Origin of the sequence: Bradyrhizobium daqingense, from assembly GCF_021044685.1 — a bacterium.
GTDB classification, from domain to species: domain Bacteria; phylum Pseudomonadota; class Alphaproteobacteria; order Rhizobiales; family Xanthobacteraceae; genus Bradyrhizobium; species Bradyrhizobium daqingense.
Map to the genome: position 1 here is coordinate 2,241,079 of NZ_CP088014.1, position 26,264 is coordinate 2,267,342.

Sequence of the window (26,264 nt, forward strand, 5' to 3'; positions counted from 1 at the left end):
GGTTCGCGCTTTGCGCGCCCGGAATGACGAGCAAGCATCCATGGACGCACGCGACTTCATCACGATCGGCATGAGCGCAGAGCGCACGCTGGTGGTCCCGGCGGAGCGCACGGTCGGGCATTTCGTGCCCGGCATGCCCATGGTCTATGCGACCCCGATGATGATCCTGGAGATGGAGATGACGTCGGGCGATGCGATCCGCTCTGCGCTCCAGCCGGGCTGGGTCACGGTTGGCACCGAGGTCGACATCCGCCATCTCGCAGCCGCGCTCGTGGGAGCCACGGTGCGGACCACCGCGAAGGTGGTCGCGGTCGAGCGTCGCGTCATCCGCTTCGAGGTCGAAGCGTTCGAGGGCACGCGCAAGCTCGGCGAGGGCCGCCACGCCCGCGGGCTCGTCAACGTCGAGATGTTCAACAAGCGGTTGGGGGCGTAGCGCAACCCGCTCGGCGCGACTTCGCTTGACCTACCCTGCGCGCTCCCGGCGATGAATAGAACGCTTCCTGCTCCCGGCGGACACGTACGGCAGGCAGCGTCTCGTCAATCGCCACATCGGCCCAGGTGATGCAGGAGTCCTTGGCGACCGCCCTGGTCAATCGCACATTGTGTGCAAGCCCGAGCGGGAGATAGCCCTTCGCAAGCGAGGTGCTGGCCGGCGTCAGCTTTCCGAAGACAGTGTAGCCGCCTTCCCCGTCGAGCAGATCTCCCTCGCGCAGGTTCTTCTTGGCGGTTGCGGCAACATCGGCGTTAAACGTCGTCGCGAACCCTGTCGCCTCCTTACGCAGAGCGATCGAGGCCACCGAAATTCCGAGCTCCAGACCTATGAGATGCCACTTCTTGTAGGAGCTCATGTAACGCCCGCTTGGATCGGTGACGACGCTGTATTCCTGGAAGCAGTTGCGGATGTAATCGCTGTCGCCTTCGAAACAGACCCAGACACCCTTGCGGATGTCGTTGGGGATCGGTTTGCCTTCGGTCGTCAAGCAGGACACGACTTCGACCTGGCCCTTGGCTTCCAAAATGCCGCCCTCGGAACGGGGGCGCATCAGCGTCGGGATGTCGTCGACCGAACCCGGCGGGAATGCGAGGCCTTGCGAAGGCGCAGCCAGCCCGGTTGCGTTCGCGATCGCGGCAGATTCGATCGCCGGCTTGGAGCCGTCGAGGAACGCGTTGAACATTTTTGGATTCATGCCGCCGCGCGCGGCCTGCTCGGCGGTGAGTCCCCAGTGATCCCAGACCGTTTCGGGCGTCGATTCCCGGTAGTGCGGCAGCCATTTGTGGCCGCGGCCGGCCGCCACGACCGGGAAACCGCAGGCCCTTGCCCAATCGACGAGGTCGCAGGCCAGCGCCGGCTGATCGCCATAGGCGAGGCTATAGATCACGCCCGCCTGCCTGGCTCTTTGGGCCAGAATGGGTCCGCAGAAGGCGTCGGCCTCGACGGTCACATTGATGACGGCCTTGCCCGAAGCAAAGGCGCGAAGGCAATGTTCGACCCCCGCGACGGGATTGCCGGTGCATTCGGCGATCACCTCGATGCCCTCGCACCTCACCAGCACTTCCCAATCGTCGGTCAGGAAGGTCGTGCCGGTCTTGAGCGCATCTTCGAGCGAGCTTGCTGCGAATTGCTCCGGGCGCCAGCCGACGCGGTCCAGGTTTTCGCGGGCGCGCGAGAGGGACAGGTCCGCAATTCCGACGAGATGGACGCCCGGCGTGCGCAGAACCTGATGCAGGTACATCGCACCGAACTTGCCCGCCCCGATCAGCCCGATCCGGATGGGGCGACCCTCGGCCTGTCGTTCGAGAAGTTTCGCGTAGAGGTTCACGATCGCTCTCCCTACCGTCAACAGCCGGGATCGGCATCCGGCCGCCCGGGAAGGCCGAAGCGCCTGCCTACTTCGCCAATTCCTTCGAGCGCGTCGCCGCCGCCGCGATCGCGCGGATCATCAATTCGCGCAGGCCGGGCTCGCCCATCAGCACGCCGAGCGCTGCCGCGGTGGTGCCGCCGGGTGAGGTGACGTTCTGGCGCAGCGTGGCGGAGGGAAGGTCGGACTGGTGCAGCAGCTCGCCGGAGCCGGCGACCGTCGCGCGCGCAAGCTTCGTCGCCAGTGCTTCGGGCAATCCCGCCTCGAGGCCGGCGCGGGCGAGCTCCTCGGCGAGCAGGAATACATAGGCCGGGCCCGAGCCGGACACGGCGGTCACCGCGTCCATCAGGCCTTCGTCCTCGACCCATTCCACCGCGCCGGTGGCGCGCAGCAGCGCATCGGCCACCGCGCGCTGTGCGGCGCTGACATTCTGTGCGGCGACGGCAACGGTGATGCCGCGGCCGATCGCGGCCGGCGTGTTCGGCATCGCGCGCACCACGGCGCCGCCGCACCCTTCTTCGAGCGATGCGATCGTGGTGCCCGCCATGATCGAGACCACCGACGTTTTGTCCGAGACGAACGCCTTCAGCTTGGCGCCGGCCTCACGGAACATCTGCGGCTTCACCGCGACGACCAGCGTCTCGACCGGACCAGCCGCCTTCGCGTCCGGATTGAGCGCAACGCCCTTGGCCGCGAGCGCAGTGATCTCGGGCGAGACCTGCGGATCGATCACCGCAACGCGGTGCGGATCGAGCCCGCCCGCCAGCCAGCCGGTCAGCATCGCGCCGCCCATCTTGCCGGCGCCGGCAAGCAAGATGGTGCCGGTGATATCTTGGAGGAGGTTGTTGTCTGCCACTGTGATCACCCGAGCAAAAGGTGTCGTCCCTGCGAACGCAGGGACCCATAACCACAGGCGGTTCTAGTGGATGGAAGGCGGAGCAACAAGCGTTGTGCCACGAGGGGCATCGCGCGGTATGGGTTCTGCGTTCGCAGGGACGACGATGAGGAGGAGAAGTGGACCTCCACACTTGCCGAAGAGCAGGCTTTACGCCTCTCCCACCGTATCGAACATCGCGGCGTCCATCGCCTCGGTCGTGGTCTTGCCGGCCCACACCACGAACTGGAACGCCGGGAAGTAGCGCTCGCAGGCGTGGATGGCGCCGGCGAGCATGGCTTCGCACTGCGCGGTCGAGGCGGTGAGGCCGCCCGGCAGCACCAGCGCCTGACGGTGCATGACCATGCCGGTGTTGGTCCACAAATCGAAATGGCCGACCCACAGCTGCTCGTTCACGGCGGCGACGAGCCGCTGCACCTCGCCGCGCCGCGCCGGCGGAATCTTCATGTCGAAGGCGCAGGCCAGATGCAGCGCCTCGATCTCGCCCATCCAGGTGAAGGAGAGCTGGTAGTCGGTCCATTGTCCCTTCGAGACAATCGTGAGTTCGTCTTCGCCGGAGCGTTCGAACGGCCAGTTGTTGCTGGCAGCGATATCCTCGACCACCGCGAGCGGATGGCTTTTGGAATCGATAGTGCCTTCGAGCAGGGACATGCCGTCTCGACCTCTTGCCTTCTTGTTGTGTTTGATACGCACGCGGCTGGCCCGGCGAACTCCCTCAACGTCGCTAGCGAGCCCCTCGGAAGCGCTGCTGCGATTCCTCGGTGTCGCTCTTGCGATCCCCTTGGATCAGCGCGGGCCTGTCGCGGATCAAGTGATGTGATTTGCGGAATCTGCGCAACGGGGTCCCGAGTCCGTCCACAAGCCAGGACTCGTTCGTCCACAGCTCATCTCCGCCACAATTCTTAACGCAGGAGGCCGCAATCCCGTGGAGGAGAACAAACCGGAATCGGATTCGCGCGGAAGGGGCGCCAAGCCTCAAATTCCGTCCCGCGGGGCCGTACCGCTGCAATGGCATGGGACCATGCGATTTGCCCATGCGGAACCCGCTTGCCGCGGTGGCGCGCGAGCGGCATATTTCCAGGCAGGCCGTTCATCCCGAACGGCCGATGTTCTCAGGGCGGGGTGAAAGTCCCCACCGGCGGTAAGGGCCGAAAGGCCTAAGCCCGCGAGCGCCTTCCGCGAGGGTGATCCCGAAGGGAAGGGTCAGCAGATTCGGTGCAACTCCGAAGCCGACGGTCAAAGTCCGGATGAAAGAGAACGGTCGGTGACAGACGCATCGCAAGATGCGGCTGTTTGTCGTTCCGTGTGCCCTGATTCTGGTCCTTAAACCGAGGAAAGCCATGAATCAGATGTTGCAAGATCCCCAAGCTGAAACTTCCCAAGCCGAAACGTCCCAAGCCGAAACTGAAGTCGGCCAACCGCCGGTTCCGAAAGGGCCTGCGACCGAGCACCCGCGCTTCGCAAAGCCGCAGCGGGTGGCGTTCGTGCAGGCCTGCTGGCACCGCGACGTGGTCGAAGAGGCCCGCATCGCCTTCATGAGGGAGGCCGAAGCGCGGCACCTCACCCATGTCGACGTGTTCGAGGTGCCGGGCTCGTTCGAGATTCCGCTGCACGCCCAGGTCCTCGCCAAGACGCGGCGCTACACCGCCATCGTTGCGGCCGGCCTCGTCGTCGACGGCGGCATCTACCGCCACGAATTCGTCGCCGACACTGTGATCAAGGCGCTGATGGACGTGCAGCTGCGCACCGAGGTGCCGGTGTTCTCAGCCGTGCTGACGCCGCAGCAATTCCACGAGACCGAGGTGCACTACGACTTCTTCCGCAGGCATTTCGCCATCAAGGGCGTCGAAGTCGCGGCCGCCTGTGCCGAGACATTGCTCGGCCTCGAACGCCTGCGCGGCCAGGTCGCGGCGGGGATCGTGGGGTAGGCACTGGTCATTCCGGGGCGCGCGCAGCGCGAGCCCGATTCCTTTATCGACACGGATGGCCGCAACATGGATTCCGGGATCGGCGCTGACGGGTCGCCCCGGAATGATAGGCTCGACCAAGATCTCCGGCCGCTAGCGGGCCGTGGTCAGCCCATCGATACACCTGCCTTCGCCCGGCTGATCCCGAGGGTCAGGATACGGTGCAGGAGGTCCGGGTATTCGAGCCCGGCATGCTGGGCGGCCGTGGCGAATTCCTGGCTCTTCGCGATCTCGGGGTTAGGATTGGCCTCGATGAAATACGGCGTACCATCGGCGGCGAGACGGAAATCGATGCGCGCGTAGCCGTCGAGGCCGAGCGCCCGGTAGATGCGTTTCGCGGCGCGCTGGATGCGTGCGGTCACTTCGGGCGCCAGATCCTTCGCCGGCCCGTCGACGATGCCGACCTTCTCCTGATAATCGGTGTCGTGCTTGGCTTTCTCCGTGGCGATGTGCCGAGACCTGCGCCCGCCCATGCTGCCGAATTTCAGTTCCCAAACCGGCAGGACACGCAGCCGGTTGTTGCCGAGCACGCCGACATAGAGCTCTCGCCCCTCGATGAACTGCTCGGCGATGGCCGCGGATTCGACCCGCTCGTGGATGAACGCGACGCGTTCGGCAAGCTTCTCGTCGGTATCCACGATCGACGCCTGCGAGATGCCGAACGAGCCGTCCATGTTCAGGCTCTTGACGATCAGCGGCAGCGCAAGACGCGTCGGACGTTTTACCTTGCGGCGCATCGGGAAGACGGCGAAAGCCGGCGCCGCGATCCGGCGATGATGCACAAGCGTCTTCGACAGATCCTTGCCGCGCGCCAGGATCAGGCCGCGCGGGTTGCAGCCGGTATAAGCGACCTTCATCAATTCGAGATAGCTCGCGATGTGCTGGTCATAGGCGACGTTGTTGTGGAATTCCTCCAGCAACGTAAACACCACGTGCGGCTTGAACTCCTCGATCGCCTCGCGCACCGGCTTGATCTCGTCCTGGGCGCCGAGGGCGCGAACCTCGTGGCCGGCGGCGCGCAGGGTGCTCACGACGTCGTATTCCGTTTTCCACGTGTTGATCTCCTGCGGCGTGTATCCGTCGCTCGAGTCCGGCGGCAGGAAGTCCGGATGCATCAGCACCAGAATACGGAGACGTCTCATAGCGCGATCCATTTGCGCCGAGACGGGCCAAACAGCGCGTGCATCGTCTTGGCGGTCACGAGGACGATGAAATCGAGAACGAGCTTCTGTTCGGGGCCAACGGCCCGCAAATCGAGATCGCGGCAGCGGGAGATCATCTCGTCAAGCACCGCATCAAGCGTGAGCTGGTTCTCACCCGTCCAGCGCGCGACCAATTGCCTGATCTGGGCGCGGTGCCGCCTGATCAGGGTCGAGGCCGGCGTTGACCGATGGTGCCGCGGATCGGCTGAAAACAGCCGGGAGAGGTCGCGGTCATAGGTCTTTGGTGGCGTGAACGCGTAGAACGCCTGCTTTTTCTTGTAGTGCTCCTCGAGTGTCTGGCTGAGCCGACCCAGCGGATCGACTCGCTCCCGCGTCGTGATCTGCGGCCGCTTCCCCGCGATCTCACCCATCAGCTCGTCGACATATTCGAGCTTCTTCAGCGCCGGCCAGCCGGCATATCGCGTTCGCCAGTTCGAGCGCGGCCGCAGCCACACCGCAAAGGTTTCCGCGAAATCTTCGTCCGGATGGCTCTGGGCATACCAGAGCCGAAGGTGCTGGACGTAACGCCGGCTTGCAGGATTGGGCCGGTAATAGCGCGGGTAGTGTTTCGATGACGGGCCGAACAGCTGCTGCCAACGCCGCCGCCGCTGCAACTGGTAACCGTGCTGCAAGGCGTGCCCGGCCTCGTGACGGAGGATGGCCATGCACTCGCGCCAGGTTCCTCCCTCGACGTCGAACATCATCTTCTTCTCGAGCTTCATCAGGCGCGGATGAGCGAGGTAGAAGGGGATAGCGATGCCGGGCACGTCGCCCGGACTGAACCATTCGCTCGAAATCCATGTGTGCGGCCGCAGCCGGATGCCTCGCTCTTCGAGCTCCTCGTAGAGCGTGCCGACGCAGTCCTCCAGCCAGGTGCCTTCGACCGTTACCCTCAGGCTGCGGAGACGTTGCTTGAGCAACTCGTCATCCGACAGCTTTTCCCAAGCAAATTTCCGGCGTGGCATCAGGCATCCAGAGGGCAGAGAGGACTCGATCTGGATGATGTCATGGGCCGGCGCCGGCAACAACCCGCGGGGGCTATGAGGGGCCGTGGCGTAGGGGAGGTCGTCGTCACTCCGGGGCGGGCGTCGCACGCGCCCAACCCAGCGATCTCCACGGATTGCCGGAGATGGATTCCGGGTTCGGCACTGGGCGCCGTCCCGGAATGACGGTGTCAGTCGAACAGGCTCGACACCGACTCTTCCGCCGCCGTGCGCGCGATCGCGTCGGAGATCAGGCTGGCGATCGGCAGCGTGCGGATGTTCGGTGCCTTGGTCACCGCCTCGGTCGGCAGGATCGAGTCGGTGATCACGAGCTCCTTCAGCTTGGAGCCGGAGATGCGTGCGGCGGCGCCGCCCGAGAGCACGCCGTGGGTGATGTAGGCGTAGACGTCCTTGGCGCCCTTGGCGAGCAGCGCGTCGGCCGCATTCACCAGCGTGCCGCCGGAATCGACGATGTCGTCGACCAGGATGCAGCTGTAGCCGGAGACGTCGCCGATCACGTTCATGACCTCGGACTCACCGGGCCGCTCGCGGCGCTTGTCGACGATCGCGAGCGGGGTGTTGATGCGCTTGGCGAGGCCGCGGGCGCGGGCCACGCCGCCGACGTCGGGCGAGACCACCATCACCTTGCCGAGGTCGAAACGTTCGCGGATGTCGCGCACCATCAGGGGGGCAGCGAAAAGATTGTCGGTCGGGATGTCGAAGAAGCCCTGGATCTGGCCGGCATGCAGGTCGAGCGTCATGACGCGATCAACGCCGGCATGGGTGATCAGGTTGGCGACGAGCTTGGCCGAGATCGGCGTGCGCGAGCCGGAGCGCCGGTCCTGCCTGGCGTAGCCGAAATAGGGGATCACTGCGGTGATGCGGCGCGCCGAGGAGCGGCGCAGCGCGTCGGTGATGATCAAGAGCTCCATCAGATTGTCGTTCGCCGGAAACGACGTCGACTGGATGATGAAGGCATCCGAGCCGCGGATGTTCTCCTGGACCTCGACGAAGATCTCCATGTCGGCGAAGCGCCGGACCACCGCTTTGGTCAGCGGCATGTTGAGGCCCTGCGCGATGGCTTGGGCCAGAGCCGGATTGGAGTTGCCGGCGACGAGCTTGATGGAGCCGTTTTTGGCCGACATGGACGCTTCCTCCCGCGCTTTGCTGGATACGACGTTCAACATCAGAAAATACCCACTGGCAGCACGGTTACGACGGGCGAGGAAATATCAGGCGAGAGGCTGCAATGGCAACCCGGGATGCTACGTTTTCCCTTCGAAAATCCTGAGTCGGGCCAACGGCTTGGCCGCGACTTGAGGCCGTGGTTTAGCGGGGGTTATTGCGCGGCATAGCCAAGCGCCGAGGCCGGCATGTCCGGCACGGGCGTCTCCTTGATCACGCTTGCCACCGCCGGTCCGCGCAGGTTCGGAGCCGCGCCGGGAGCATCCGGCGTCCCGTTGATCATGTTGGAAAGTCCGCTGAATCCGGCCTGGGCGATCTTGCGCAAAACGAGGTCGTCGGCAGCGCCCCAGGGGTCGCGACCGCCCCTGGCGGAGGTGGGTTCCTCGCCGGAGAGGCGCAGCGCCCGCTGCTGGTTGGCGTCGTAGACGTCCCAGACCCAGGCGATCACGGTCTTGCCGCGCACCACCTGAGCCGAGAGGTAGCTGCGCACGCGATAGGCGGCCGTCCCCTCGCGGGAAACGACCGACAGGCTGCGCAGCTTGGATTCGCTGTCGAGCACGCCGACCATGCGGTCGAACACCTGCGGTGGCGGCCCATCGATGGATTCAAACGCCACGGTGGCGCCGCTGCCACTGCTCGGTGCCATCGCATAGGAGTTGGCGGCACCACTGCCGCCTCCGGCGCAGCCGCCAAGCGCGGTCGCCGCCGCCAGCAGCATGACCGCCAGCACGCGCGAACCTGCACGGCCCAAGATGAACGACGCGTCCCTCATTATGGAGGGCAGCGATATCGTTAAAATCGATTAAGGTCTAGGGCGGCGGCGGCACAACGCACGGTCCTGTCGCCCCGGAATGACACGGGGTTGCCCGTGTGTTCACGCTTCGACCGCGCAGCCTTCAAGGCGACGGTGCGTGTCCCGGACGCGCTGCGGCGCGCAGTGCCGCTGCGCCGAGCCGAGACCCAGATAAGCCGCCGAGATCGAGATTGAAGAGACATGGGCCCCGGCTCAGCGGCGCATCACTTGCGTGCTGCCCCGCGTCCGGGGCACGAGATCTCATCCTTCGAGCGCGATCGCGTGGATGTGACGGCCGTAATCCGGCTCCTTGCGATGCACCGAGCGGCGATAGCTGAAGAAGCGTTCGTCCGCATAGGTGTCGAGGCCGAGATCGTCGATCATCAAAATGCCGGCGGCTTCGAGCCGCTCGCGGATGAAGCCGGCGAGATCGAACATCGCATGGCCCTCGCGCTCCGACGGGATGAAGAACATGGCGTTGTCCGCATCCGCCTCGATGAAGCGCGCGACGAACTCGTTGCCGACTTCGTAGCTCTCCTGCCGGATCAGCGGGCCGATCGCGGCGATGATGCCGCTGCGGGTGGCACCGAGCTTCTCCATCGCGGCGATCGTTGCTTCCAGCACGCCGGTCAGCGCGCCCTTCCAGCCGGCATGCGCGCCGCCGATCACGCGCGCATGGGGATCGACGAACAGCACCGGTCCGCAATCCGCGGTGGAGACGCCGAGCGCGATGCCGGGCGTCTTCGTCACCAGCGCATCGCCCTTCGGCCGCGGCCCGCTCGGCCAGGGCGCCTCGGCGACGCGCACGTCGGGCGAATGGATCTGGTGCAGGCTGAGGAAGCGCTCGGGCCCGACGCCGACATGCTCCGCCATGCGGCGCCGGTTCTCCGCGACGAGAGCCTGATCGTCGTGGGAGCCGAGCCCGCCGTTCAGCGCCGAATAGATGCCGCTGGAGACACCGCCCTCGCGGGTGAAGAAAGCATGGCGCAGGCCGGGCACCGCCGATAGCAGCGACGAAGTGAGGGTCATCAATTGTCTCCGGCGTATTCGAGATCGCTGAGGCCGGCAAGACCCGTCAGCCGCGGCTCGGAGATGCCTAGCACCTTGAACATCGAGCCCATGCCGCTGCGCCCGGTATCGGTCAGGCGCTTGAGCGCCACCGAGATGTCGGTGGCGACTTCAGGCGTCGCCTTCTGCATCAAGGCGGCGGCGCGGGTGTCGATGCCGACGCGCTTGAGGAAGTCGCCCTGCGTCACCGGGCCATGGACGCGCGCGCCGACATCCTCCGCCGCGCGCGCCAGCGCCTGGAAATCGACATGGGCGGTGACGTCGGCCTGGCCCGGCGCCTTCAGGGGATCGGTGAAAGTGTGGCGCGCGATCGCCTGGAAGGTGTCGCCGGCATCGCTGCGCAAATGACCGTAGTCGATGATCAGCGCTGCGCCGTCCTGGTCACGCACGCGCGTTGCAAGCTTCATGATCTCGCCGTCGGGCCGCCATTCGAATACGGCGCCGATCGGGGCGGCGCGCACCAAGGGCGGCAGCAGCACGTCGAAGCGCGGCGTCGGCTCGGGCGCTGCGCCGAACTGCAGCTTGCCGTTGGGATCGATCTCGATCACGCGCTCGTGCCAGCCGTTCTCGAGCCTGACCATCTGGTGGATCGGCAGCACGTCGAAATATTCGTTGGCGAGGATGATGCTCGGTCCTTCCGGCACCTCGTCGATGCTGTCGTGCCAGGCGATGTTGCGGACGTTCGCCAGCGTCGCGCCCTGCCGCTCGCGCAGCACCGGGTTGACCTCGACCAAGTGGATATGAAGTGCCTGATAGAGCGGCGGCAGCACGCGCAAGGCGCGTAGCGCATCGGCCATCATGGTGCCGCGGCCGGGACCGAGCTCGATCAGCCGCAGGAATTGCGGTGAGCCCATCTGTTTCCACACCGAGGCGGTCCACAACCCCAGGAGCTCGCCGAACATCTGGCTGACCTCGGGCGCCGTGGTGAAGTCGCCCTCGCGCCCGAGCGGGTCGCGCGAGACATAATAGCCGTAGCGCGGATGCATCAGGCACAGTTCCATGTACCGCCAGACCGGCATCGGGCCTGAGGATTTGATCAGCGCCTTGATCTCGTTGAGTAGCGGCTGGTCGCTCACGGTCTATCTTCTCGAAATGAATTAACTGACGGCCGCGATCGGCTTCGGCGCACCGCGCCTGACTGCCCATACAATAAGTATGAGGCCGACGATAAGCATCGGGATCGACAACAGCATGCCCATGGTTAATCCGCCCCAGAGGAAGCCGAGCTGCGCGTCCGGCTCGCGGAAATGCTCGCCGGCGATGCGGGCCAGGCCATAGATCAGGATGAAGGCGCCGAGGATCATGCCGGGCCGTTTCAAGGCGCCGAAGCGGATCATGATCGCAAGCACGGTGAGGAGGAGGAGGCCCTCCATGCCGGCCTGGTAAAGCTGGCTCGGATGGCGCGGCAGATGTGTGGGGTCGTTGGGGAAGATCATGGCCCAGGGCAGGCTCGCATCGGTGGCGCGGCCCCACAATTCGCCGTTGATGAAATTGGCGATGCGTCCGAGCAGCAGCCCGACCGGAGCGACCGCGGTGGTGATGTCGCCCAGCGAGAGAATCGAGATCTTGTTGCGATAGGCAAACCACATCACCGCGACGACGCAGCCGAGGAAGCCGCCGTGGAACGACATGCCGCCCTCCCACAATCTGAACATCGCGGCGGGATGCTCGATGAAGAAGGGCAAGTTGTAGAACAGGACATAGCCGGTGCGGCCGCCCAGGATGATGCCGAGCGTGACCCAGAGGATGAAGTCGTCGATCTGCACCAGCGCCATCGGCGCGGGGCCACCCCACAGGCGCTCCTTCTTCAGCAGCGAGCGCGCATAGAGCCAGCCGAACACGATGCCGCAGATATAGGCCAGCGCGTACCAGCGGATGGCGAACGGGCCGATCTCGAGCGCGATCGGCTTGAAGGCGGGAAAGTCGATGAGAAGAAAGGGCATCGCGCCTTCTATGTCTGAACCCAGATTGCGGCGCGAGATTTCGGCGATTGCGCGCCAGCCGACGCCCTGTGATTCCTCTTATGCAGGGACGTTGAATACGATTGCAAGGAAACCGGGGCATGACAAGGATACCGCCGCTTCGCTCTTGAACCGCCCGATCCGGATTGCCATTGTCTTTTCGAGCGTTCGCGCAAAGTTTATCGGAAGCCCGCCAGGAGACCGAAATGACCCAGACCAACAACCGGTTTTTCGACGAGATCGGCCGCCTGATGAACGATGCCGCCGGTGCCGCCCAGGGCGTCAAGCGCGAGTTCGATACGGTGATGCGCACCCAGGCGGAAAAATTCCTGCGCGACATGGATCTGGTCAAGCGCGAGGAGTTCGAGGCGGTCAAGGACATGGCCCGCCTCGCCCGCGAGGAGAATGAAGCCCTGAAGGCGCGGATCGCGGCGCTGGAGGCGAAGCTCGGCGGCACGCCGACGCCCTGACATAAGAGCGCGTGGTCTGCCAACTCGTCATGGCCGGGCCTGACCCGGCCATCCATCCCTTCGAAAGGCTGTTCTGCCTGATGGATGCCCGGGCCTTCGCCTCGCCCAAGCGGCTTCGGCCGCGCAGGCGGGTCAAGCCCGGGCATGACGGGGGGCCATTCTCCTTGTCATTTCCGCATCTTCCGGGTAAAAGCCCGCCACGTCTGCGGCCCCCGCACCCCTGGAGGCTTGCTGCGGATGATGCCATGGGCCGCGCTGCGGCCCATTAACTTTTGCAAAAACAAGGACTTAACGACATGGCGACGACCGTCAAGGAATTGAAGGCGACCGCACGTCCGCAGAGCGGCAAGGGGGCCGCCCGGGCTGAGCGTCGCGCCGGCAGAGTGCCCGGAGTGATCTACGGCAACAACCAGCCCCCCGTCACGATCTCGATCGAGGATCGTGAGCTGCGCCAGCGCATCCTCGCCGGCCGGTTCCTGACCACGCTGGTCGACATCGAGCTCGAGGGCAAGAAGCACCGCGTGATCCCGCGCGACTATCACCTCGATCCGGTCAAGGACTTCCCGATCCATGTCGACTTCATGCGGCTCGGCGAAGGCGCCACCATCCGCATCAGCGTGCCCCTGCACGTGGTGAAGGCGGAAACGTCCCCGGGCGTGAAGCGCGGCGGCACCGTCAACATCGTCGCCCACGCGATCGAGCTCGAATGCGGTGTCGAGAGCATCCCGCAATACATCGAGGCAGACGTCGGTTCGCTGGAAATCGGTCACTCGCTGCATCTGGCGGACGTCAAGCTGCCGGCCGGCGTGAAGGCGCTGACCCGCGAGGACGCGACCCTCGTCACCATCGTGCCGCCGTCCGGCTACGCCGAAGAACAGAAGGCGGCGGCTGCGGCTGCTGCTGGTGGCGCGGCTCCGGCCGCGGGTGCTGCGGCGCCTGCTGCGGCGGCTCCGGCTGCGGGCGCTGCTGCTCCGGCGGCGGCTGCCAAGGCTCCGGCCGGCGGCGACAAGAAGAAGTAATCTCTCAAAGCTGGCGCGCGGTCCTTGATCGCGCGCCGAGCGAGGGGCGCGCCGCGTCATGCGACTCTTTGTTGGGCTCGGCAATCCCGGCGCGAAATACGCACGTAACCGGCACAATATCGGCTTCATGGCCGTCGACGAGATCGCGCGGCGTCATGGTTTCGCACCATGGCGCCGTCGTTTTCAGGGCGAGACATCGGAAGGCGCGCTCGGCACTGAGCGCGTGATCCTGCTCAAGCCCACGACCTACATGAACGAGTCCGGCCGTGCCGTGCAGGAGGCCGCGAGCTTCTTCAAGATCGCGCCCGGCGACGTCACCGCGTTCCATGACGAGCTCGAACTGCCGCCGGGCAAGGTGCGGGTGAAGATCGGCGGCGGCATCGCCGGTCACAACGGCCTGCGCTCGATCTCGGCCCACATCGGCAACGATTATCGCCGTGTCAGGCTCGGCATCGGTCATCCCGGCGTCAAGGAACTGGTGCACGGCCACGTGCTGTCGGACTTCGCCAAGGCCGACAACGACTGGGTGGCGACGCTCTGCGATGCCGTCGCCGAGCACGCGGCACTGATCGCCAGAGGCACGGACGCGACCTTCGCCAACAGGGTGCATCTTGCCATGCAGGCGAAGGGATTTTTGACCAAGGACGAGAACGGCAAGGAATAACACCCTGTCATCGCCGGACTTGATCCGGCGATCCATCCTTCGAAGGCGATGGATGCGCGGGTCAGGCCCGCGCATGACGAATCCGGAATACATTTACGCGCGGAGCGCGGAGGCCAGGACACCATGGGATTCAAATGCGGGATCGTCGGGTTGCCCAATGTCGGCAAGTCGACCTTGTTCAATGCGCTGACCGAGACGGCCGCGGCGCAGGCGGCGAATTATCCGTTCTGCACCATCGAGCCGAATGTCGGCGAGGTCGCCGTGCCGGATCCGCGGCTGGAGAAGCTCGCCGCCATCGCCAAGTCGGCTCAGATCATCCCGACCCGGCTGACCTTCGTCGACATCGCCGGGCTCGTGCGCGGGGCCTCCAAGGGAGAGGGCCTCGGCAACCAGTTCCTGGCCAACATCCGCGAGGTCGACGCGATCGCGCATGTCGTGCGCTGCTTTGAGGATTCCGACATCACCCATGTCGAGGGCAAGATCGCCCCGCTCGCCGACATCGAGACCATCGAGACCGAGCTGATGCTGGCCGATCTCGACAGCCTCGAGAAGCGCGTCGACAACCTCACCAAGAAGGCCAAGGGCAACGACAAGGACGCCAAGGAGCAGCTCGACCTCGTCAACCGCACCCTGGTGCTGCTCCGTGACGGCAAGCCCGCCCGCCTCGTCGAGCGCAAGGCCGAGGAGGAGCGCGCCTTCTCCATGCTCGGCCTGTTGTCGTCGAAGCCGGTGCTCTATGTCTGCAACGTCGAGGAAGGCTCGGCTGCGACGGGCAATGCGTTCTCCCAGGCGGTGCAGGAGCAGGCCGCCAAGGAAGGCGCCGTCGCCGTCGTCATCTCCGCCAAGATCGAGTCCGAGATCGCCACCATCTCGCGCGAGGAGCGCGCCGACTTCCTGGAGACGCTGGGTCTCGAAGAGGCCGGCCTCGACCGCCTGATCCGCGCCGGCTACACGCTGCTCGACCTCATCACCTATTTCACCGTCGGGCCAAAGGAAGCGCGCGCCTGGACCATCTATCGCGGCACCAAGGCCCCGGGCGCGGCCGGCGTGATCCACACCGATTTCGAGAAGGGCTTCATCCGCGCCGAGACCATCGCGTATGAGGACTACGTTGCGCTTGGCGGCGAAGCCGGCGCCCGCGATGCCGGCAAGCTGCGGCTCGAAGGCAAGGAATACGTCGTCGCCGACGGCGACGTGATGCACTTCAGGTTCAATACGTAAGCTGCTCGTACCCCGGACGCAGCGCAGCGCTTCTACAGCGGTGCGCTGCAGAGCCGGGGCCCAGGAGTCTTGATTGCGGATGCGTGGGTCCCGGCTCTGCGTCGCGTCATTTCATGCCGCGCCGCGTCCGGGACAGGAGAGCCTCACCGCATCCCGCCGCCCTGATCCCTAATCGCGCCGAGATGTTCGTTGATGCGGAAGACGATCAGGATCAGTTCCGCGACGATGCGCGAGAACACGATGCCGACGACGACGCTGGCGATCGACGACAGCAGCACCAGGAAGCCGCCGAAGGGGCTGATCGCCATCGCAGCGAGCCCGGAGAAGATGCCGGAGAGGCCGAACAGGCAGATCAGCGCAATCACCAGCCAGTAGAAGGTCTTGATGATCGTGGGGGTGATGAACCGGTCCCATTGAAACAGGTCGCTGAATGAAAACATCGCTCTCCCCAGGCAAATCGGGATTTCAAATCGGACCGCGGATCGCGACCCCGGGCTGATCCGACTCAAGACCACGCCGCCGCGCCGAATGTAGCACGAGCCATGCGGGCTGGCGGGTTGAGATTGCCGCAAAGTGCGGCCACAATCTGTCATTTCCGCCAACCAATCCCAAGATGACCCTGACCTTCGAAGATTTCCCGCCCGGCCGGTTCGGAACGTTCGGCCCGCGCCACGTCACCCGCGACGAGATTCTGGCCTTTGCCGCCGAGTTCGATCCGCAGCCGATGCACCTCGACGAAGAGGCCGCGGCGAAGAGCATGCTGCGCGGCCTGTCCGGCTCCGGTTGGCACCTGTGCTCGCTGATGATGAGGATGATGGCCGACGGCTTCATCACCCGCGCCGCTTCGCTCGGCTCGCCCGGCGTCGACGAGGTGCGCTGGTTGTCTCCGCTCCGGCCCGATGACGATCTGATGCTCGACGTCGACGTCGTGGAGGCGCGCGCCTCGAAGAGCCGCCCCGAGCTCGGCATCGTCAAGTTCAAATGCACCGTGCGCAACGCCAAGGGCGAGGCGCTCGCGGAGATGACCTCGCCGATCCTGATCAAGCGACGCGAGGGGGCGGCCTGATGCGGTTCTTCGAGGACATCGATATCGGCCAGCGCCGCGAGATCGGCGCCTATACGTTCACCGCGGATGCCATCAAGACGTTCGCCGCCAAGTTCGATCCGCAGCGCTTTCACCTCGATGAGGAGGAGGGCAAGAACTCGCTGTTCGGCGGGTTGGCTGCCTCCGGCTGGCACGTCGGCTCCGCCTGCATGAGCCTGCTTGTCGCCGATGGCCAGCGCTTGGCGCGCGAGGCCGCCTCGCGCGGGGAGGACGTTGCGGTGTGGGGCCCATCGCCAGGCTTTCGCGACCTGCGCTGGATCAGGCCGGTGCTTGCCGGCGACACGGTCTCTTATGTCAACGTCGTCATCGACAAGCGCACGTCAGCCTCGCGCCCCGGCTGGGGCATTTTGACGGCCCGTACCACCGGCACCAATCAGCGCGGCGAGGAAGTCTATTCCATCACCGCCTCGGCCTTCGTGCCGATGCGGAACGGCGGTTAGATCTGTTCCAAGATGAACGGTCGAAATGAAGGCGCGAGTGTTGCACCCGCGCTATGGACGCGATTCCGGGCGGCTGTCATAAGCCCCGCAAAGCTGGTTACCGCGAAGCAGTTTGGCGGAACCAGTGAGGTGCTAACTAATTATGAACCTGTCGCTGTCTATTTGAAACCAATTGGGCAGAGACAGGGGACGAGGACCATGGCAGATCGCGGCGCACTCAAATTCGTTGGTTTCATCTTCGCGACTGCGACGCTGGCCGTGATGCTCGTCGCTGGCATGGTGGTGAAGGGCTATGCTGATGGCGCCTACACGCTAGAAGCCTCTAGCGTCGAAGTCTCCGAGTAAGATTTCGTTAACTATTTTCGGGGCCGCATCCGGCCCCGTCTCAGCGGCTGTAGACGAAAGCCAGGACGGCGATCGCAACCGCCAGCAATCCGACAAAGCGCAGCGTGATCGTGCCGAGCTGATTCGGCGCGGGCCGCAGTGCAATAGGGTCCGAGTTGTCGGGCCGAATGCTTTCCATGAGATTGTCCCCAAGGCCCCGCCGCTAAGGCTACGGGCGCTTGGCATTGGTCGCTGGTAAGGGACGGAGGGTTCAAACGTGCCCTCCTGTCCCGGACGCGCCGCAGTGTGCAACGCTGCTGCGCAGAGCCGGGACCCAGCGCGCCGCGTATTCGTCCTGACCATGGTCCCGGCTCTGCGGCGCGTCGCTGCGTGCCGTACCGCGTCGGGGGCACGAGGCCCTCACAAAGCAAAACCGCCGCGCCCCTTCCGGGAACGCGGCGGCCGGTGATGCGGTTTTGACCGATCAGCTGTTGCGCAGGCCGTCGGCAGCGCGCTTCCACTGCGCGACGTTGTCGGCGATCATGCGGGTCGACTTCATCGCGGCCTGGCTGAGCTGGGCATAGCCGGAGATCTCGCGCTGGACGCGCTGGCCTTCGGCGTGGAGCAGGTCGCGCAGGCTCTCGAGCTCGGAGATCAGATTCTCGATCTCGGCGAGCGAGGTGCCGGCGACGCGCTGGATCAGCGAGTTGACGTTGTTGACGGTCGCTTCCGCGCTCGGGTCGAGCGGCGGTGCGTCGGTGGTGGTCGCGGCCGGACGGCGCAGATAGGCGATGTCGTTACGGACGAAATCGCGGATGCCGGCTTCGACCTCGGTCACGGCGGCAAGGTTGTTGTCGACCGTCTCGGTCTCGGTGGCTTCGGCCTTTTCGGGACGCATGGCGTTCATCGTTATTCCCCTGTTCGCGTTGAGCGCAGCGCGAGTGTCCCCCGCACGACGACGTCTGTGAGGCAGCCCGCATCTGTGCGTCCGATTTTGGCCGCAAATGGGCCGAGATGCGGCAAGGGCGGACCATTCGGGGGTTTTGCCGTGGCGCAGGGTTAGCAGAGTGTGAATGCGGGCTGCGGCGAGGCGTTTTCGCGGCTCGCTCCCTTCACTCCCTCTCCCGCAAGTGGGGCGACGTAAGGAGACTACCAGCTTTTCTTGAAGCCCGCAGTCACGCTCTTGTTGATCGCGCCTTGCGAGGTCTCGCCGACCGAGCCGGAGACCGTGACGTTGTCGAACAGCTTCTGCTCGGCGCCGAACTTGCGCAGCCATTTGTCGTCGGTGGTCGACAGCGTCTGGCCGGCGGTGATGCTGGTGCCGGTGTCGGTGAGCGTGACCTTGGCGGTCTGGTCGGTCTCGTAATTGCGGCTGATGTGGCCGCCGACGCCGGGGAGCGCCGTGGTGCCGTGCTGGTTGACGCTGTAGCCGTTCTGGAGTGTCAGCGACGTGTCGCCGGAGAGCGGCACGGATTTGGTCAGCGAGGCCCCGATCTTGCTCTGCTCGGAGCCGGGATCGATGCGGGCTTCCACCGCCGTCTTGTCCCAGATCACGCCCGCGCCCGGCGCGGTCGCCGTTGCCCAGGCGCTGCCGGAGGATTGCGGCAGGTTGCCGCCATTGCTGGCCTTCTGCGCCAGCAGCTCGGACATCGTCCTCGGCTCGTTCGTCACCGTCATGTCGGCGCCGATCCGCGTATCCCAGAACGAGAACACGGACTGCTTCACCGTCACCGCGGAGGAGCCGTTGGCATTGGCGTTCGACGACCAGTCCAGGCCATCCTTGGCGGCGGCCTGGGCGCGCTTCTTGGCGGCCGTGGGATCGATGCCGCTCCCGGCATCGACCGCGAGCTGGCTCCAGTCGAGCTTGTCGACGTCGATGCCTTTGAGCACGTCGGGGTCGTTGACATCAGAGGCGGCCGCCGCCTCGGTCTCGGCCTCGTCGTCGGGCGCGGCCGCATGGGGCGGGATGATCTGCGCCGAGACCGTCAGCGCCGAGCCCAAAATGAATGCGGCCGCCAGCACCGGCAGCCTGGTCCAGCCAAACCCTGTCGAGAATTCCATCGTCCTGCCCGCAAACCCCAGCGCATGCTGTCCGGCAATATATATCGGCCTTCCGCAAAGGCCATGCGCCATTCCGCGCAAAACATGTTGATCATCTTCGCGAAATCGTGACGGCGCACCGCGAATAACGAACCAACGGGCCGCGCGAAAGGCGCGCGCCCGACGACGAGCTGCTGACACGGCCGCATCCGGCGGGGCTGGAGGCCAGGAGCGTCATGTCAGTGTCGTCATCGGTCCCGGAGAGCGGGACCCGTTGGCGTCCCCCCTGAAGCGCCATGAGATCTGGATCAATCCTCGTCGCGCTTCAGGTTGTCGCTTGCGCATGATCTTGCCGGAAAACCGCTTCGCGCTTTTCCGGATCATGCTTTAGCCGGCGCGCGTCATCTTCGGCAGATGAATGGCGCGGCCGAGCGCCTGCTCGACCAGGTCGAAAGTGTCGATCAGCACGCGCATGCTGACGAGCTTGCCCGCCCTGAACTGGGCGAACTGCGCGACGCGCAGGCTAATTGGCTTGTTGGAATCCAGCGCCGTCAGCGAATAGCGCAGCATCGAGGCGGCGGAATCGACGCCGAGCATGATGCTCTCGCGGTCGAAGCGGCGGACGTGGAAGTTGTCGGCGAGCTGGCGGATGACGTCGAGCACGGCGTCCTTGCCGTGCCGCGCGCCGAGGAACGGAAACATGTCGATCGGGCCATAAAGCGCCCACTCGACGTCCTCGTCGATCAGGGCCTCGATATCGCCGAACTCCCGGTCGTTGATCGCACGGTGCAACGCGCGCGAGAAACGCCAGAGGCTGTGCTCTGTCATTTGGGGCAGTCCTGAAGCTGGCTTGCAAGAAAAACGGAAAACAACCCCATGCACAGAAAGGTGCCGGGGCGCTCAACTCATTTGTGTACGAATAAATACGGGGTTTCGGCCAAAACGCAATTCACGTTTTCGCAATGCACAAATGCGCGCATTTTGTGAGATTTGCAACAAAGGCCCGTATTTTCCCGGTTCTGGCGGGTCGCATGGAACCGTAAGCCGCGGCGCGACCTCGCCCAATCCACCCCAGCGGTCACGATCAGCGGCCCGATCTCGCGCTCCAGCACCTGTTGCACCAGATTGTAGGAATCGATGATCTCGCGGATCTGCGCCACTAGCCCGCCGCGGAAGCTGTAGAACACCGCCATGTCGAACTGCACGACGCGGTCGTTGCTGCGCTTCCTGAAATAGGCGTGCATGTAGGTCGCGACCTCGTCGCCCTCGGCGACGATCACGGGCGCCTTGTAGCGAACCTCTGAATAGCGCGACCAGATCGTCTGCCAGAGTTCGCGCAGCTCTTCCTTGCCGTGACGCGGCACCATGTGCGGCAGCACGTCGATCGGCGCGTGGGTGAGGAAGTCGACGTCGTCGGTGCAGCACGCCAGCGCCACCTCGATATCGCCGCGCGCGAAGGAATCGAGCATATGCACGACACGCTGGCGATTGAGCTTCTCCACCGTCATTCCGCCTGTCCTTGTTGGCCCCGGCGTTGCGCAACGCTAACGCGCGGTGTCGTGTGCATCGGCAATCCGCAAAATCACCGGGATGTTACAGAGGGTGGGACGCACGAGCGCAATGCCAGGTTCATGGTGCCCCGGCGACTGGCGCTGTAACTGCACGAGTTTCGCGCAACCAGTCGCGCATGGCGCATGGATAGACGCGCAGGCCCGGGCGGCCGCGCGCATGGAACCGCGCGCAGCCGGACTCGTTGGCTCGCCGATACGCATCCGGAGACTTCGATCCATGAAATCACTCGCCGCCATCGTCGCCGCCCTGCTCATGCTCGGCGCAACTTCGGCCGCCAGCGCCAAGGGCTGCATTAAGGGGGCCATCGTCGGCGGCGTCGCCGGCCACTATGCCGGCCATCACGGCGTCCTCGGTGCGACCGCCGGCTGCCTTTACGGCTGGCATCATGCCAAGGAGCAGGACAAGCAGCGGCAGCAGCAAAGCCAGGTGAACGGACAGGGGAAGTTGTAGTCACGCAAAAACCTGCTCCCTCGCGCCTTCTGCTCCGCTTGCCGGAATGGTAGGTTTACTTCCAAGCGTTCGGGTGAGGGGATGCGATGGACGTCGGCAAATTCTTGTGGGGAGTCGTTCTCGCAATCTTATTCCTGCATTTTGCCGTTGCTTTCATGAGGAAGGCCGTTCGAGCGAAGGAAGTGAGGTACAACTGGCCGGTTGTCTTGCTCTCGTTCTCGACGATCGGCTTGGGCATCTTTCTGGTCTTTTTCCGCCAGCTCTGAGCCGATCGCCGCCTCTCAGCAGGGTGATTCACGTCACATCACGCCAGCCCCGGCGCCGCTAACGTCATCTCGAAGTCATCAGGGAGACGTGTCATGGCCGCCATCGCCACCGCCAGAAAGTTCCGCCTGCACAACGCGCTCGAAGGCCTCGTCCTGACCGCAACCCTCCAGAGCTTCCCGACCTTCGCCCTCGCCGCCTTCCTGCTCAAGCTCTGCGGCGACCACGACCTCTCCGGCGACCCCGGCGTCGCCATCTTCGTCGCCATCGCCTCGTTCACCCACGCGCTACTCGCGGTGACCCTGGGCCCGAGCTTCCCCACCTTGTTCAAGACCGTCTACGAGCCAAAGTTCTTCGAGGCCCATCTGTCGCTCTCCGAGAAGATCACGGCCTGGCGCACCCAGCCCGTCGCCTCGCTGCAACTGGTGACGATCGTGCTGCTGCTGTCGGTGATGGCGGTGGTGGCGGCGAGCGTGGGGTGAGCCTCTACTCAGTACTCTCGGCACTGTATCGCGAGACGCGTGATGTTAGGTCGTAAGCCGGGCCACCGGTGTGTATTTCATTACGGACATAGACACTCTCGGATCGGGTCGCTTGTACGTTGAGCCCGTCCGCACTCAATCGTAGTCGGACAATATGGTTTCGATTGGAACTCTTAAAGAGATTATGTCCAAAGACGTCCAACGACCGATGGCCGAGCCGAGTCTCTGCCAAGAGCCCTCGAAATTCACTCTCACCAATTCCGAGGAAATTGCCCCATAGGACTGCTGGACGCTGCTTAGAGAATTGGTCGCTTGCCTTCTTTAGGCGAGAAAAGATCGAAGTCACAGGATGTGATCTTTGTTCGCTCCCAACGACTCCCATGACAGCGTGATTTCGCGATAACATCGTCATGAAATGCAGATTGTGTTCCGCAAATTGGTTGGCGATGTTGTCCACAACGTCTGAATGCTTTCCCTCCTTAAGCCAAGCGTCCCATTCCGGTCGTCTTTCGAACCTCAATGAATAGCGCGTATCGCGCTGCTCGGTCGGCGCTTGCAAAAGAAACTTAGCAACGATCTTCTCCAGCTCTTGCTCGGAAAGAAGGGGCCTCGCTGGAAATATGAGCCTTAGAATGCCACTTTCTCTGAAACTGGGCTCAGCTAAAACCGCTTTCCTTATTGCACGAAAGACATAGACACTGTCTTCAACCGAAACCGGAGTGCCAATACTTTCTGCGAAGGTTTTGCATTCCAGTTCAAATTCGCGGTTGTTGCCCCGAATCAGAAAATCAAATCGATCCATCTTATTGCCGTCGCCGGGAGTAACAGTGTATCCTGCGGACTTGTAGTGTACGAACGCGCGCATTTCGTGCTCAAGCTCGCGAATGTCCCGGTCAGGGTCCAGTGACTCAAGTATGCGAGATCGCAATCTTGCCCGCTCATCGTGTGATAGCGGAGTTACAAATTCCTTGAGCGCCGCAACAAGAGAAATTGCACGAGTAGTATTGGGTTCGCCGATGTCTATTCGGCCAAATGTTCGGTTTCTTTTCGCGAGACGCTTGTATGTCGAATGAAAATAGTATCGTCGATCTAAGCTGGGGACACTCATCCCAATGTCCTTCAGCTTCATCTCGACGCGCTCTATGCGTTTCTGAATCTCACGAAATCCGATAAAGCCATTGAACCAAGTAATGAGGCTGGGTATTTGCGCGGTGTAGAACGAGATTGGCAAGCTAACTCACCTCTTCTTCCAGCCACCCCGTCGTCCCGGCGCGCCACCCGTCGACTTCGGCGCGGGCCCGAACTCCGGCCCCGACTGCCGTGAATCCGTCGGCTGGATGATACGGCTGTTTCCGCCGAACGGCTTTGCCGGTAGCGCCCGGGTCTCGCGGTAGGGCAGGGATTCCGGGCCATGCATCTCGTCGAGATGCGGCTTGTGCACCTTGGAGCCACCGCCGCTGCTCGCCTTCAGCGCCGAGCTGACGGTTTTCTTCTTCATCGCGCTGACCGGCAGGTTCGCCGCATCACCATACTTCTTCGCGCCGGCATAGGCGCCGGCCTTGCCCTGCACGGTGCGCTGCTTGGCGGTGGGGTCGTCGACCACGGCGAGTTCGGTGGCACGCAGGCGCTTGACCTCGTCGCGCAGGCGGGCGGCTTCCTCGAAGTTCAGGTCGGCAGCGGCCTCGCGCATGCGGGTTTCGAGATCGGCGAGCACGGCCTCGAAATTGTGTCCGATCGAGATGACGTCGTCGGTCATGTCGTGGCCGCCGACCTCGATCAGCACGTGGTCGCGCTCGTAGACGGAGTTGAGGATGTCGCCGATCTGCTTCTTCACGGTCTCCGGCGTGATGCCGTTGGCGGTGTTGTACTCGACCTGCTTCTCGCGGCGGCGGTTGGTCTCGGCGATCGCACGCTCCATCGAGCCCGTCATCTGGTCGGCATAGAGGATCACCTTGCCGTCGACGTTGCGCGCGGCGCGGCCGATGGTCTGGATCAGCGAGGTCTCGCTGCGCAGAAAACCTTCCTTGTCGGCATCGAGGATCGCGACCAGCGCGCATTCGGGAATGTCGAGGCCCTCGCGCAGCAGGTTGATGCCGACCAGCGCGTCGAAGGCGCCGAGGCGGAGATCCCTGATGATCTCGATGCGCTCGATGGTGTCGATATCCGAGTGCATGTAGCGGACGCGGATACCCTGCTCATGCAGATATTCGGTGAGGTCCTCCGCCATGCGTTTTGTCAGCACCGTGATCAGCGAGCGATAGCCGGCTTGCGCGGTGGCGCGCACCTCGCCGACGAGATCGTCCACTTGCGTGCGGGCAGGGCGGATGTCGACGGGCGGATCGATCAGCCCGGTCGGGCGAATGACCTGCTCGACGAACACGCCGCCGCTCTCGTTCAGTTCCCAGCCGCTCGGCGTCGCCGACACCGCGATGGTCTGCGGCCGCATCATGTCCCACTCCTCGAAGCGCAAGGGCCGGTTGTCCATGCAGGAGGGCAGGCGGAAGCCGTATTCGGCCAGCGTCGCCTTGCGGCGGAAGTCGCCGCGGAACATGGCGCCGATCTGCGGAATGGTGACGTGACTCTCGTCGGCGAAGATCAGCGCGTTGTCGGGGACGTATTCGAACAAAGTCGGCGGCGGCTCGCCGGGGCGGCGTCCCGTGAGATAGCGCGAATAGTTCTCGATGCCGGCGCAGCTGCCCGTCGCCTCCATCATCTCGAGGTCGAACGTGGTGCGCTGCTCCAGCCGCTGCGCTTCGAGCAGGCGGCCCTGATTGTGCAGCTGGTCGAGTCGCTGCTTCAGCTCGAACTTGATGGACTTGATCGCCTGCACCAGCGTCGGGCGCGGCGTCACATAGTGAGAATTGGCGTAGATCTTGATGAATTCGAGCTCGTCCTGCTTGTGGCCGGTGAGCGGATCGAACTCCTCGATACTCTCGACGGTGTCGCCGAACAGGTTCACGCGCCAGGCGCGGTCCTCATAGTGCGCCGGGAAGATGTCGATGACGTCGCCGCGCACGCGAAATGTGCCGCGGGTGAAATCGGCCTGAGTGCGCTTGTACTGGAGCGCGACCAGGTCGGCGATCAGCTGGCGCTGGTCGATGCGCTCGCCCTTCTTCAGCGCGAAAGTCATCGCGGTGTAGGTCTCGACCGAGCCGATACCGTAGATGCAGGACACCGACGCCACGATGATGACGTCGTCGCGCTCCAGCAGCGCGCGCGTCGCCGAGTGGCGCATGCGGTCGATCTGCTCGTTGATGGACGAATCCTTCTCGATATAGGTGTCGGTGCGCGGGACGTAGGCTTCCGGCTGGTAATAGTCGTAGTAGCTGACGAAATACTCGACCGCGTTATCGGGGAAGAAGTTCTTGAACTCGCCATAGAGCTGGGCGGCCAGCGTCTTGTTCGGCGCGAGGATGAGAGCGGGCCGCTGCGTCGCCTCGATCACCTTGGCCATGGTATAGGTCTTGCCCGAGCCGGTGACGCCGAGCAGCACCTGCGAACGGTCGTTGCGATTGATGCCCTCGACCAGCTCGGCGATCGCAGTCGGCTGGTCGCCCTTGGGCTCGTAGGCCGACTTGATCTCGAAGCGCACGCCGCCTTCGGACTTTTCCGGGCGCGGCGGCCGGTGCGGCGTCCACACCCGCGTGGAGCCGTCGTCCTTCCGGAACTCGGGGCGCCCCTCGCGGATCAACGCCTCCAGCGCATCCGCGGTGGCCTTGACGCCGAGCGCCTCCATTTTGGAGCGCGGCGGCCGCGCCAGCGCCTCGGCGTCGTCCTCCTCGGTCGGCAGCCCGAGCTGCCGCGCCAGTTCCGGATCGAGCTTCGGAATCGTGGCCGCAGTTCCGTAATTGGCCTGCGGTGCCTCTTCCAATCCGGTCAGCTCAGAGGATTGGCGCGCGCCCGGCGGCTGTGGATTGGGCCGCAGCGGCATCGGCCGCGTGGCGTCCTGCGGAAACTCCTTCGGCGTCGAGGCGCGGGCGCGGTGTGCGGCAGCTTCGCCCCCGGAGCGGCGATCGCGCGAATTGTCCGGCGGTGGCTGCAGGCCGGTGCCCGACCCGAGGCCCGCATCGCCGCGATTGATCGCGGGATTGAGCAATTCGGCCAGCGCCGGTCCGATCGGCTGCACGTCGGGGCGATGCGCCTTCGAGTTCGGAGCCTTGGTCTTCGGGGATTTGCCGGATTTTTCGGAGGATGCAGGTTTCTTCGCCATGAGGCGAATATGGGACGAGTCCGCCCCGCAATAAAGGGCGAATGCCCCTCGTGATGCAGACTGCTGACAGCAGGTTGGCAGCAGTCCCGG

General features: G+C 64.4%; 30 protein-coding genes and 1 riboswitch. Of the genes, 12 read left to right on the top strand and 18 right to left on the bottom strand.

The genetic code is table 11. The annotated features are described in order from the left end of the window. Positions 1-40: 40 nt before the first annotated feature. The gene (locus LPJ38_RS10685) at positions 41-433 is read left to right on the top strand and encodes a thioesterase family protein (RefSeq protein WP_145641432.1); all 393 of its coding nucleotides are present in this window, start codon (positions 41-43) and stop codon (positions 431-433) included. Here LPJ38_RS10685 and LPJ38_RS10690 read toward each other — a convergent pair. The 3 genes from LPJ38_RS10690 to LPJ38_RS10700 form a co-directional block, all read right to left on the bottom strand. Next, positions 411-1,820 (bottom strand): NAD(P)H-dependent oxidoreductase, encoded by a 1,410-nt coding sequence (locus LPJ38_RS10690; protein ID WP_145641434.1) that lies wholly within the window; start codon positions 1,818-1,820, stop codon positions 411-413. The genes LPJ38_RS10685 and LPJ38_RS10690 overlap by 23 nt on opposite strands. A 67-nt stretch (positions 1,821-1,887) precedes the next feature. Continuing rightward, complete coding sequence (gene proC, locus LPJ38_RS10695) at positions 1,888-2,715, bottom strand: pyrroline-5-carboxylate reductase (protein ID WP_231088605.1); 828 nt, start codon at positions 2,713-2,715, stop codon at positions 1,888-1,890. A gap of 189 nt (positions 2,716-2,904) precedes the next feature. Continuing rightward, entirely contained in the window at positions 2,905-3,405 is a 501-nt protein-coding gene (locus LPJ38_RS10700; protein ID WP_061846638.1) for a type III secretion system chaperone family protein, read from the bottom strand. Positions 3,406-3,858: 453 nt separating this feature from the next. Further along, positions 3,859-4,017: riboswitch (FMN riboswitch) on the top strand. A gap of 77 nt (positions 4,018-4,094) precedes the next feature. Between LPJ38_RS10700 and LPJ38_RS10705 the strand changes: the two genes are divergently transcribed. Next, on the top strand, positions 4,095-4,682 hold the full coding sequence (locus LPJ38_RS10705; protein ID WP_145641439.1) for a 6,7-dimethyl-8-ribityllumazine synthase: 588 nt from the start codon (positions 4,095-4,097) through the stop codon (positions 4,680-4,682). Between the two features lie 146 nt (positions 4,683-4,828). Here the strand turns inward: LPJ38_RS10705 and LPJ38_RS10710 are convergent, their stop codons facing one another. The 7 genes from LPJ38_RS10710 to lgt all read right to left on the bottom strand — a co-directional run bounded on the left by LPJ38_RS10710 (position 4,829) and on the right by lgt (position 11,895). Continuing rightward, a complete protein-coding gene (locus LPJ38_RS10710; protein ID WP_167520735.1) occupies positions 4,829-5,863 on the bottom strand; it encodes a D-alanine--D-alanine ligase family protein in 1,035 nt (344 codons plus the stop codon). Continuing rightward, complete coding sequence (locus LPJ38_RS10715; RefSeq protein ID WP_145641443.1) at positions 5,860-6,888, bottom strand: putative zinc-binding metallopeptidase; 1,029 nt, start codon at positions 6,886-6,888, stop codon at positions 5,860-5,862. Before LPJ38_RS10715 ends, LPJ38_RS10710 begins: the two co-directional genes overlap by 4 nt. Positions 6,889-7,097: 209 nt before the next feature. Further along, positions 7,098-8,051 carry a ribose-phosphate pyrophosphokinase gene (locus tag LPJ38_RS10720; RefSeq protein WP_167520736.1) on the bottom strand — a complete coding sequence of 318 codons (954 nt, stop codon included), beginning with the start codon at positions 8,049-8,051 and terminating at the stop codon, positions 7,098-7,100. A gap of 194 nt (positions 8,052-8,245) precedes the next feature. Next, positions 8,246-8,863: a hypothetical protein gene (locus tag LPJ38_RS10725; protein WP_145641447.1), complete on the bottom strand. Its 618-nt coding sequence runs from the start codon at positions 8,861-8,863 to the stop codon at positions 8,246-8,248. A gap of 282 nt (positions 8,864-9,145) precedes the next feature. Next, entirely contained in the window at positions 9,146-9,913 is a 768-nt protein-coding gene (gene pgeF / locus LPJ38_RS10730) for a peptidoglycan editing factor PgeF (protein WP_145641449.1), read from the bottom strand. Next, positions 9,913-11,028, bottom strand: coding sequence for a class I SAM-dependent methyltransferase (locus tag LPJ38_RS10735; RefSeq protein WP_145641452.1), 1,116 nt, complete (start codon positions 11,026-11,028; stop codon positions 9,913-9,915). Before LPJ38_RS10735 ends, pgeF begins: the two co-directional genes overlap by 1 nt. 21 nt (positions 11,029-11,049) lie before the next feature. Then, positions 11,050-11,895, bottom strand: a complete 846-nt coding sequence (gene lgt, locus LPJ38_RS10740) for a prolipoprotein diacylglyceryl transferase (protein ID WP_145641455.1) — start codon at positions 11,893-11,895, stop codon at positions 11,050-11,052. A gap of 224 nt (positions 11,896-12,119) precedes the next feature. Here lgt and LPJ38_RS10745 point away from each other — a divergent pair, with 224 nt between their 5' ends. From LPJ38_RS10745 to ychF, 4 genes are all read left to right on the top strand, one after another. After that, complete coding sequence (locus LPJ38_RS10745) at positions 12,120-12,383, top strand: accessory factor UbiK family protein (RefSeq protein WP_145641458.1); 264 nt, start codon at positions 12,120-12,122, stop codon at positions 12,381-12,383. A 296-nt stretch (positions 12,384-12,679) separates the two neighbouring features. Further along, a complete protein-coding gene (locus LPJ38_RS10750) occupies positions 12,680-13,402 on the top strand; it encodes a 50S ribosomal protein L25/general stress protein Ctc (protein WP_145641460.1) in 723 nt (240 codons plus the stop codon). Between the two features lie 58 nt (positions 13,403-13,460). Next, complete coding sequence (gene pth, locus LPJ38_RS10755; RefSeq protein ID WP_145641463.1) at positions 13,461-14,066, top strand: aminoacyl-tRNA hydrolase; 606 nt, start codon at positions 13,461-13,463, stop codon at positions 14,064-14,066. Between the two features lie 123 nt (positions 14,067-14,189). Next, a complete protein-coding gene (gene ychF, locus LPJ38_RS10760) occupies positions 14,190-15,287 on the top strand; it encodes a redox-regulated ATPase YchF (RefSeq protein ID WP_145641466.1) in 1,098 nt (365 codons plus the stop codon). Between the two features lie 143 nt (positions 15,288-15,430). Here ychF and LPJ38_RS10765 read toward each other — a convergent pair whose 3' ends face one another. Further along, the gene (locus LPJ38_RS10765) at positions 15,431-15,727 is read right to left on the bottom strand and encodes a DUF4282 domain-containing protein (RefSeq protein WP_018648333.1); all 297 of its coding nucleotides are present in this window, start codon (positions 15,725-15,727) and stop codon (positions 15,431-15,433) included. A gap of 173 nt (positions 15,728-15,900) precedes the next feature. Between LPJ38_RS10765 and LPJ38_RS10770 the strand changes: the two genes are divergently transcribed. The 3 genes from LPJ38_RS10770 (at position 15,901) to LPJ38_RS10780 (ending at position 17,177) form a co-directional block, all read left to right on the top strand. After that, positions 15,901-16,353: a MaoC family dehydratase gene (locus tag LPJ38_RS10770; protein ID WP_145641468.1), complete on the top strand. Its 453-nt coding sequence runs from the start codon at positions 15,901-15,903 to the stop codon at positions 16,351-16,353. Continuing rightward, a complete protein-coding gene (locus LPJ38_RS10775; RefSeq protein WP_145641470.1) occupies positions 16,353-16,832 on the top strand; it encodes a MaoC family dehydratase in 480 nt (159 codons plus the stop codon). Before LPJ38_RS10770 ends, LPJ38_RS10775 begins: the two co-directional genes overlap by 1 nt. A gap of 198 nt (positions 16,833-17,030) precedes the next feature. Next, entirely contained in the window at positions 17,031-17,177 is a 147-nt protein-coding gene (locus LPJ38_RS10780; protein ID WP_008544517.1) for a hypothetical protein, read from the top strand. Positions 17,178-17,217: 40 nt separating this feature from the next. Here the strand turns inward: LPJ38_RS10780 and LPJ38_RS10785 are convergent, their stop codons facing one another. The 5 genes from LPJ38_RS10785 to LPJ38_RS10805 form a co-directional block, all read right to left on the bottom strand. Beyond that, positions 17,218-17,355, bottom strand: coding sequence for a hypothetical protein (locus tag LPJ38_RS10785; RefSeq protein ID WP_167520737.1), 138 nt, complete (start codon positions 17,353-17,355; stop codon positions 17,218-17,220). 285 nt (positions 17,356-17,640) lie between these two features. Next, positions 17,641-18,063, bottom strand: a complete 423-nt coding sequence (locus tag LPJ38_RS10790) for a hypothetical protein (protein ID WP_145641473.1) — start codon at positions 18,061-18,063, stop codon at positions 17,641-17,643. Positions 18,064-18,305: 242 nt separating this feature from the next. After that, on the bottom strand, positions 18,306-19,217 hold the full coding sequence (locus tag LPJ38_RS10795; RefSeq protein ID WP_167520738.1) for a hypothetical protein: 912 nt from the start codon (positions 19,215-19,217) through the stop codon (positions 18,306-18,308). Between the two features lie 366 nt (positions 19,218-19,583). Beyond that, entirely contained in the window at positions 19,584-20,024 is a 441-nt protein-coding gene (locus tag LPJ38_RS10800; RefSeq protein ID WP_145641478.1) for a nuclear transport factor 2 family protein, read from the bottom strand. Positions 20,025-20,101: 77 nt separating this feature from the next. Next, entirely contained in the window at positions 20,102-20,704 is a 603-nt protein-coding gene (locus LPJ38_RS10805; protein ID WP_231088606.1) for a nuclear transport factor 2 family protein, read from the bottom strand. Between the two features lie 280 nt (positions 20,705-20,984). Here LPJ38_RS10805 and LPJ38_RS10810 point away from each other — a divergent pair, with 280 nt between their 5' ends. The 3 genes from LPJ38_RS10810 (at position 20,985) to LPJ38_RS10820 (ending at position 21,964) form a co-directional block, all read left to right on the top strand. Continuing rightward, on the top strand, positions 20,985-21,218 hold the full coding sequence (locus tag LPJ38_RS10810) for a hypothetical protein (RefSeq protein ID WP_145641480.1): 234 nt from the start codon (positions 20,985-20,987) through the stop codon (positions 21,216-21,218). Positions 21,219-21,304: 86 nt separating this feature from the next. Further along, positions 21,305-21,484, top strand: coding sequence for a hypothetical protein (locus LPJ38_RS10815; protein ID WP_145641482.1), 180 nt, complete (start codon positions 21,305-21,307; stop codon positions 21,482-21,484). A gap of 93 nt (positions 21,485-21,577) precedes the next feature. Continuing rightward, complete coding sequence (locus tag LPJ38_RS10820; RefSeq protein ID WP_145641484.1) at positions 21,578-21,964, top strand: hypothetical protein; 387 nt, start codon at positions 21,578-21,580, stop codon at positions 21,962-21,964. Between the two features lie 4 nt (positions 21,965-21,968). Here the strand turns inward: LPJ38_RS10820 and LPJ38_RS10825 are convergent, their stop codons facing one another. Together LPJ38_RS10825 and uvrB are read right to left on the bottom strand one after the other, a co-directional pair. Beyond that, positions 21,969-23,195 carry a hypothetical protein gene (locus tag LPJ38_RS10825; RefSeq protein WP_145641486.1) on the bottom strand — a complete coding sequence of 409 codons (1,227 nt, stop codon included), beginning with the start codon at positions 23,193-23,195 and terminating at the stop codon, positions 21,969-21,971. A 6-nt stretch (positions 23,196-23,201) separates the two neighbouring features. Next, a complete protein-coding gene (uvrB, locus tag LPJ38_RS10830) occupies positions 23,202-26,174 on the bottom strand; it encodes an excinuclease ABC subunit UvrB (protein WP_145641488.1) in 2,973 nt (990 codons plus the stop codon). Between the last annotated feature and the right edge of the window lie 90 nt (positions 26,175-26,264).

Excerpts from the sequence above, each read along its gene's own strand:
- lgt (WP_145641455.1), bottom strand. The coding sequence starts at position 11,895 with ATGCCCTTTCTTCTCATCGACTTTCCCGCCTTCAAGCCGATCGCGCTC.
- LPJ38_RS10815 (WP_145641482.1), top strand. The coding sequence starts at position 21,305 with ATGGACGTCGGCAAATTCTTGTGGGGAGTCGTTCTCGCAATCTTATTC.
- uvrB (WP_145641488.1), bottom strand. The coding sequence starts at position 26,174 with ATGGCGAAGAAACCTGCATCCTCCGAAAAATCCGGCAAATCCCCGAAG.
- LPJ38_RS10715 (WP_145641443.1), bottom strand. The coding sequence starts at position 6,888 with ATGCCACGCCGGAAATTTGCTTGGGAAAAGCTGTCGGATGACGAGTTG.
- LPJ38_RS10820 (WP_145641484.1), top strand. The coding sequence starts at position 21,578 with ATGGCCGCCATCGCCACCGCCAGAAAGTTCCGCCTGCACAACGCGCTC.
- LPJ38_RS10770 (WP_145641468.1), top strand. The coding sequence starts at position 15,901 with ATGACCCTGACCTTCGAAGATTTCCCGCCCGGCCGGTTCGGAACGTTC.
- LPJ38_RS10785 (WP_167520737.1), bottom strand. The coding sequence starts at position 17,355 with ATGGAAAGCATTCGGCCCGACAACTCGGACCCTATTGCACTGCGGCCC.
- LPJ38_RS10765 (WP_018648333.1), bottom strand. The coding sequence starts at position 15,727 with ATGTTTTCATTCAGCGACCTGTTTCAATGGGACCGGTTCATCACCCCC.
- LPJ38_RS10750 (WP_145641460.1), top strand. The coding sequence starts at position 12,680 with ATGGCGACGACCGTCAAGGAATTGAAGGCGACCGCACGTCCGCAGAGC.
- pth (WP_145641463.1), top strand. The coding sequence starts at position 13,461 with ATGCGACTCTTTGTTGGGCTCGGCAATCCCGGCGCGAAATACGCACGT.
- LPJ38_RS10810 (WP_145641480.1), top strand. The coding sequence starts at position 20,985 with ATGAAATCACTCGCCGCCATCGTCGCCGCCCTGCTCATGCTCGGCGCA.
- LPJ38_RS10705 (WP_145641439.1), top strand. The coding sequence starts at position 4,095 with ATGAATCAGATGTTGCAAGATCCCCAAGCTGAAACTTCCCAAGCCGAA.
- LPJ38_RS10710 (WP_167520735.1), bottom strand. The coding sequence starts at position 5,863 with ATGAGACGTCTCCGTATTCTGGTGCTGATGCATCCGGACTTCCTGCCG.
- pgeF (WP_145641449.1), bottom strand. The coding sequence starts at position 9,913 with ATGACCCTCACTTCGTCGCTGCTATCGGCGGTGCCCGGCCTGCGCCAT.
- LPJ38_RS10725 (WP_145641447.1), bottom strand. The coding sequence starts at position 8,863 with ATGAGGGACGCGTCGTTCATCTTGGGCCGTGCAGGTTCGCGCGTGCTG.
- LPJ38_RS10795 (WP_167520738.1), bottom strand. The coding sequence starts at position 19,217 with ATGGAATTCTCGACAGGGTTTGGCTGGACCAGGCTGCCGGTGCTGGCG.
- LPJ38_RS10720 (WP_167520736.1), bottom strand. The coding sequence starts at position 8,051 with ATGTCGGCCAAAAACGGCTCCATCAAGCTCGTCGCCGGCAACTCCAAT.
- LPJ38_RS10745 (WP_145641458.1), top strand. The coding sequence starts at position 12,120 with ATGACCCAGACCAACAACCGGTTTTTCGACGAGATCGGCCGCCTGATG.
- LPJ38_RS10700 (WP_061846638.1), bottom strand. The coding sequence starts at position 3,405 with ATGTCCCTGCTCGAAGGCACTATCGATTCCAAAAGCCATCCGCTCGCG.
- LPJ38_RS10805 (WP_231088606.1), bottom strand. The coding sequence starts at position 20,704 with ATGACGGTGGAGAAGCTCAATCGCCAGCGTGTCGTGCATATGCTCGAT.
- LPJ38_RS10780 (WP_008544517.1), top strand. The coding sequence starts at position 17,031 with ATGGCAGATCGCGGCGCACTCAAATTCGTTGGTTTCATCTTCGCGACT.
- LPJ38_RS10685 (WP_145641432.1), top strand. The coding sequence starts at position 41 with ATGGACGCACGCGACTTCATCACGATCGGCATGAGCGCAGAGCGCACG.
- LPJ38_RS10790 (WP_145641473.1), bottom strand. The coding sequence starts at position 18,063 with ATGAACGCCATGCGTCCCGAAAAGGCCGAAGCCACCGAGACCGAGACG.
- ychF (WP_145641466.1), top strand. The coding sequence starts at position 14,190 with ATGGGATTCAAATGCGGGATCGTCGGGTTGCCCAATGTCGGCAAGTCG.
- LPJ38_RS10775 (WP_145641470.1), top strand. The coding sequence starts at position 16,353 with ATGCGGTTCTTCGAGGACATCGATATCGGCCAGCGCCGCGAGATCGGC.
- LPJ38_RS10800 (WP_145641478.1), bottom strand. The coding sequence starts at position 20,024 with ATGACAGAGCACAGCCTCTGGCGTTTCTCGCGCGCGTTGCACCGTGCG.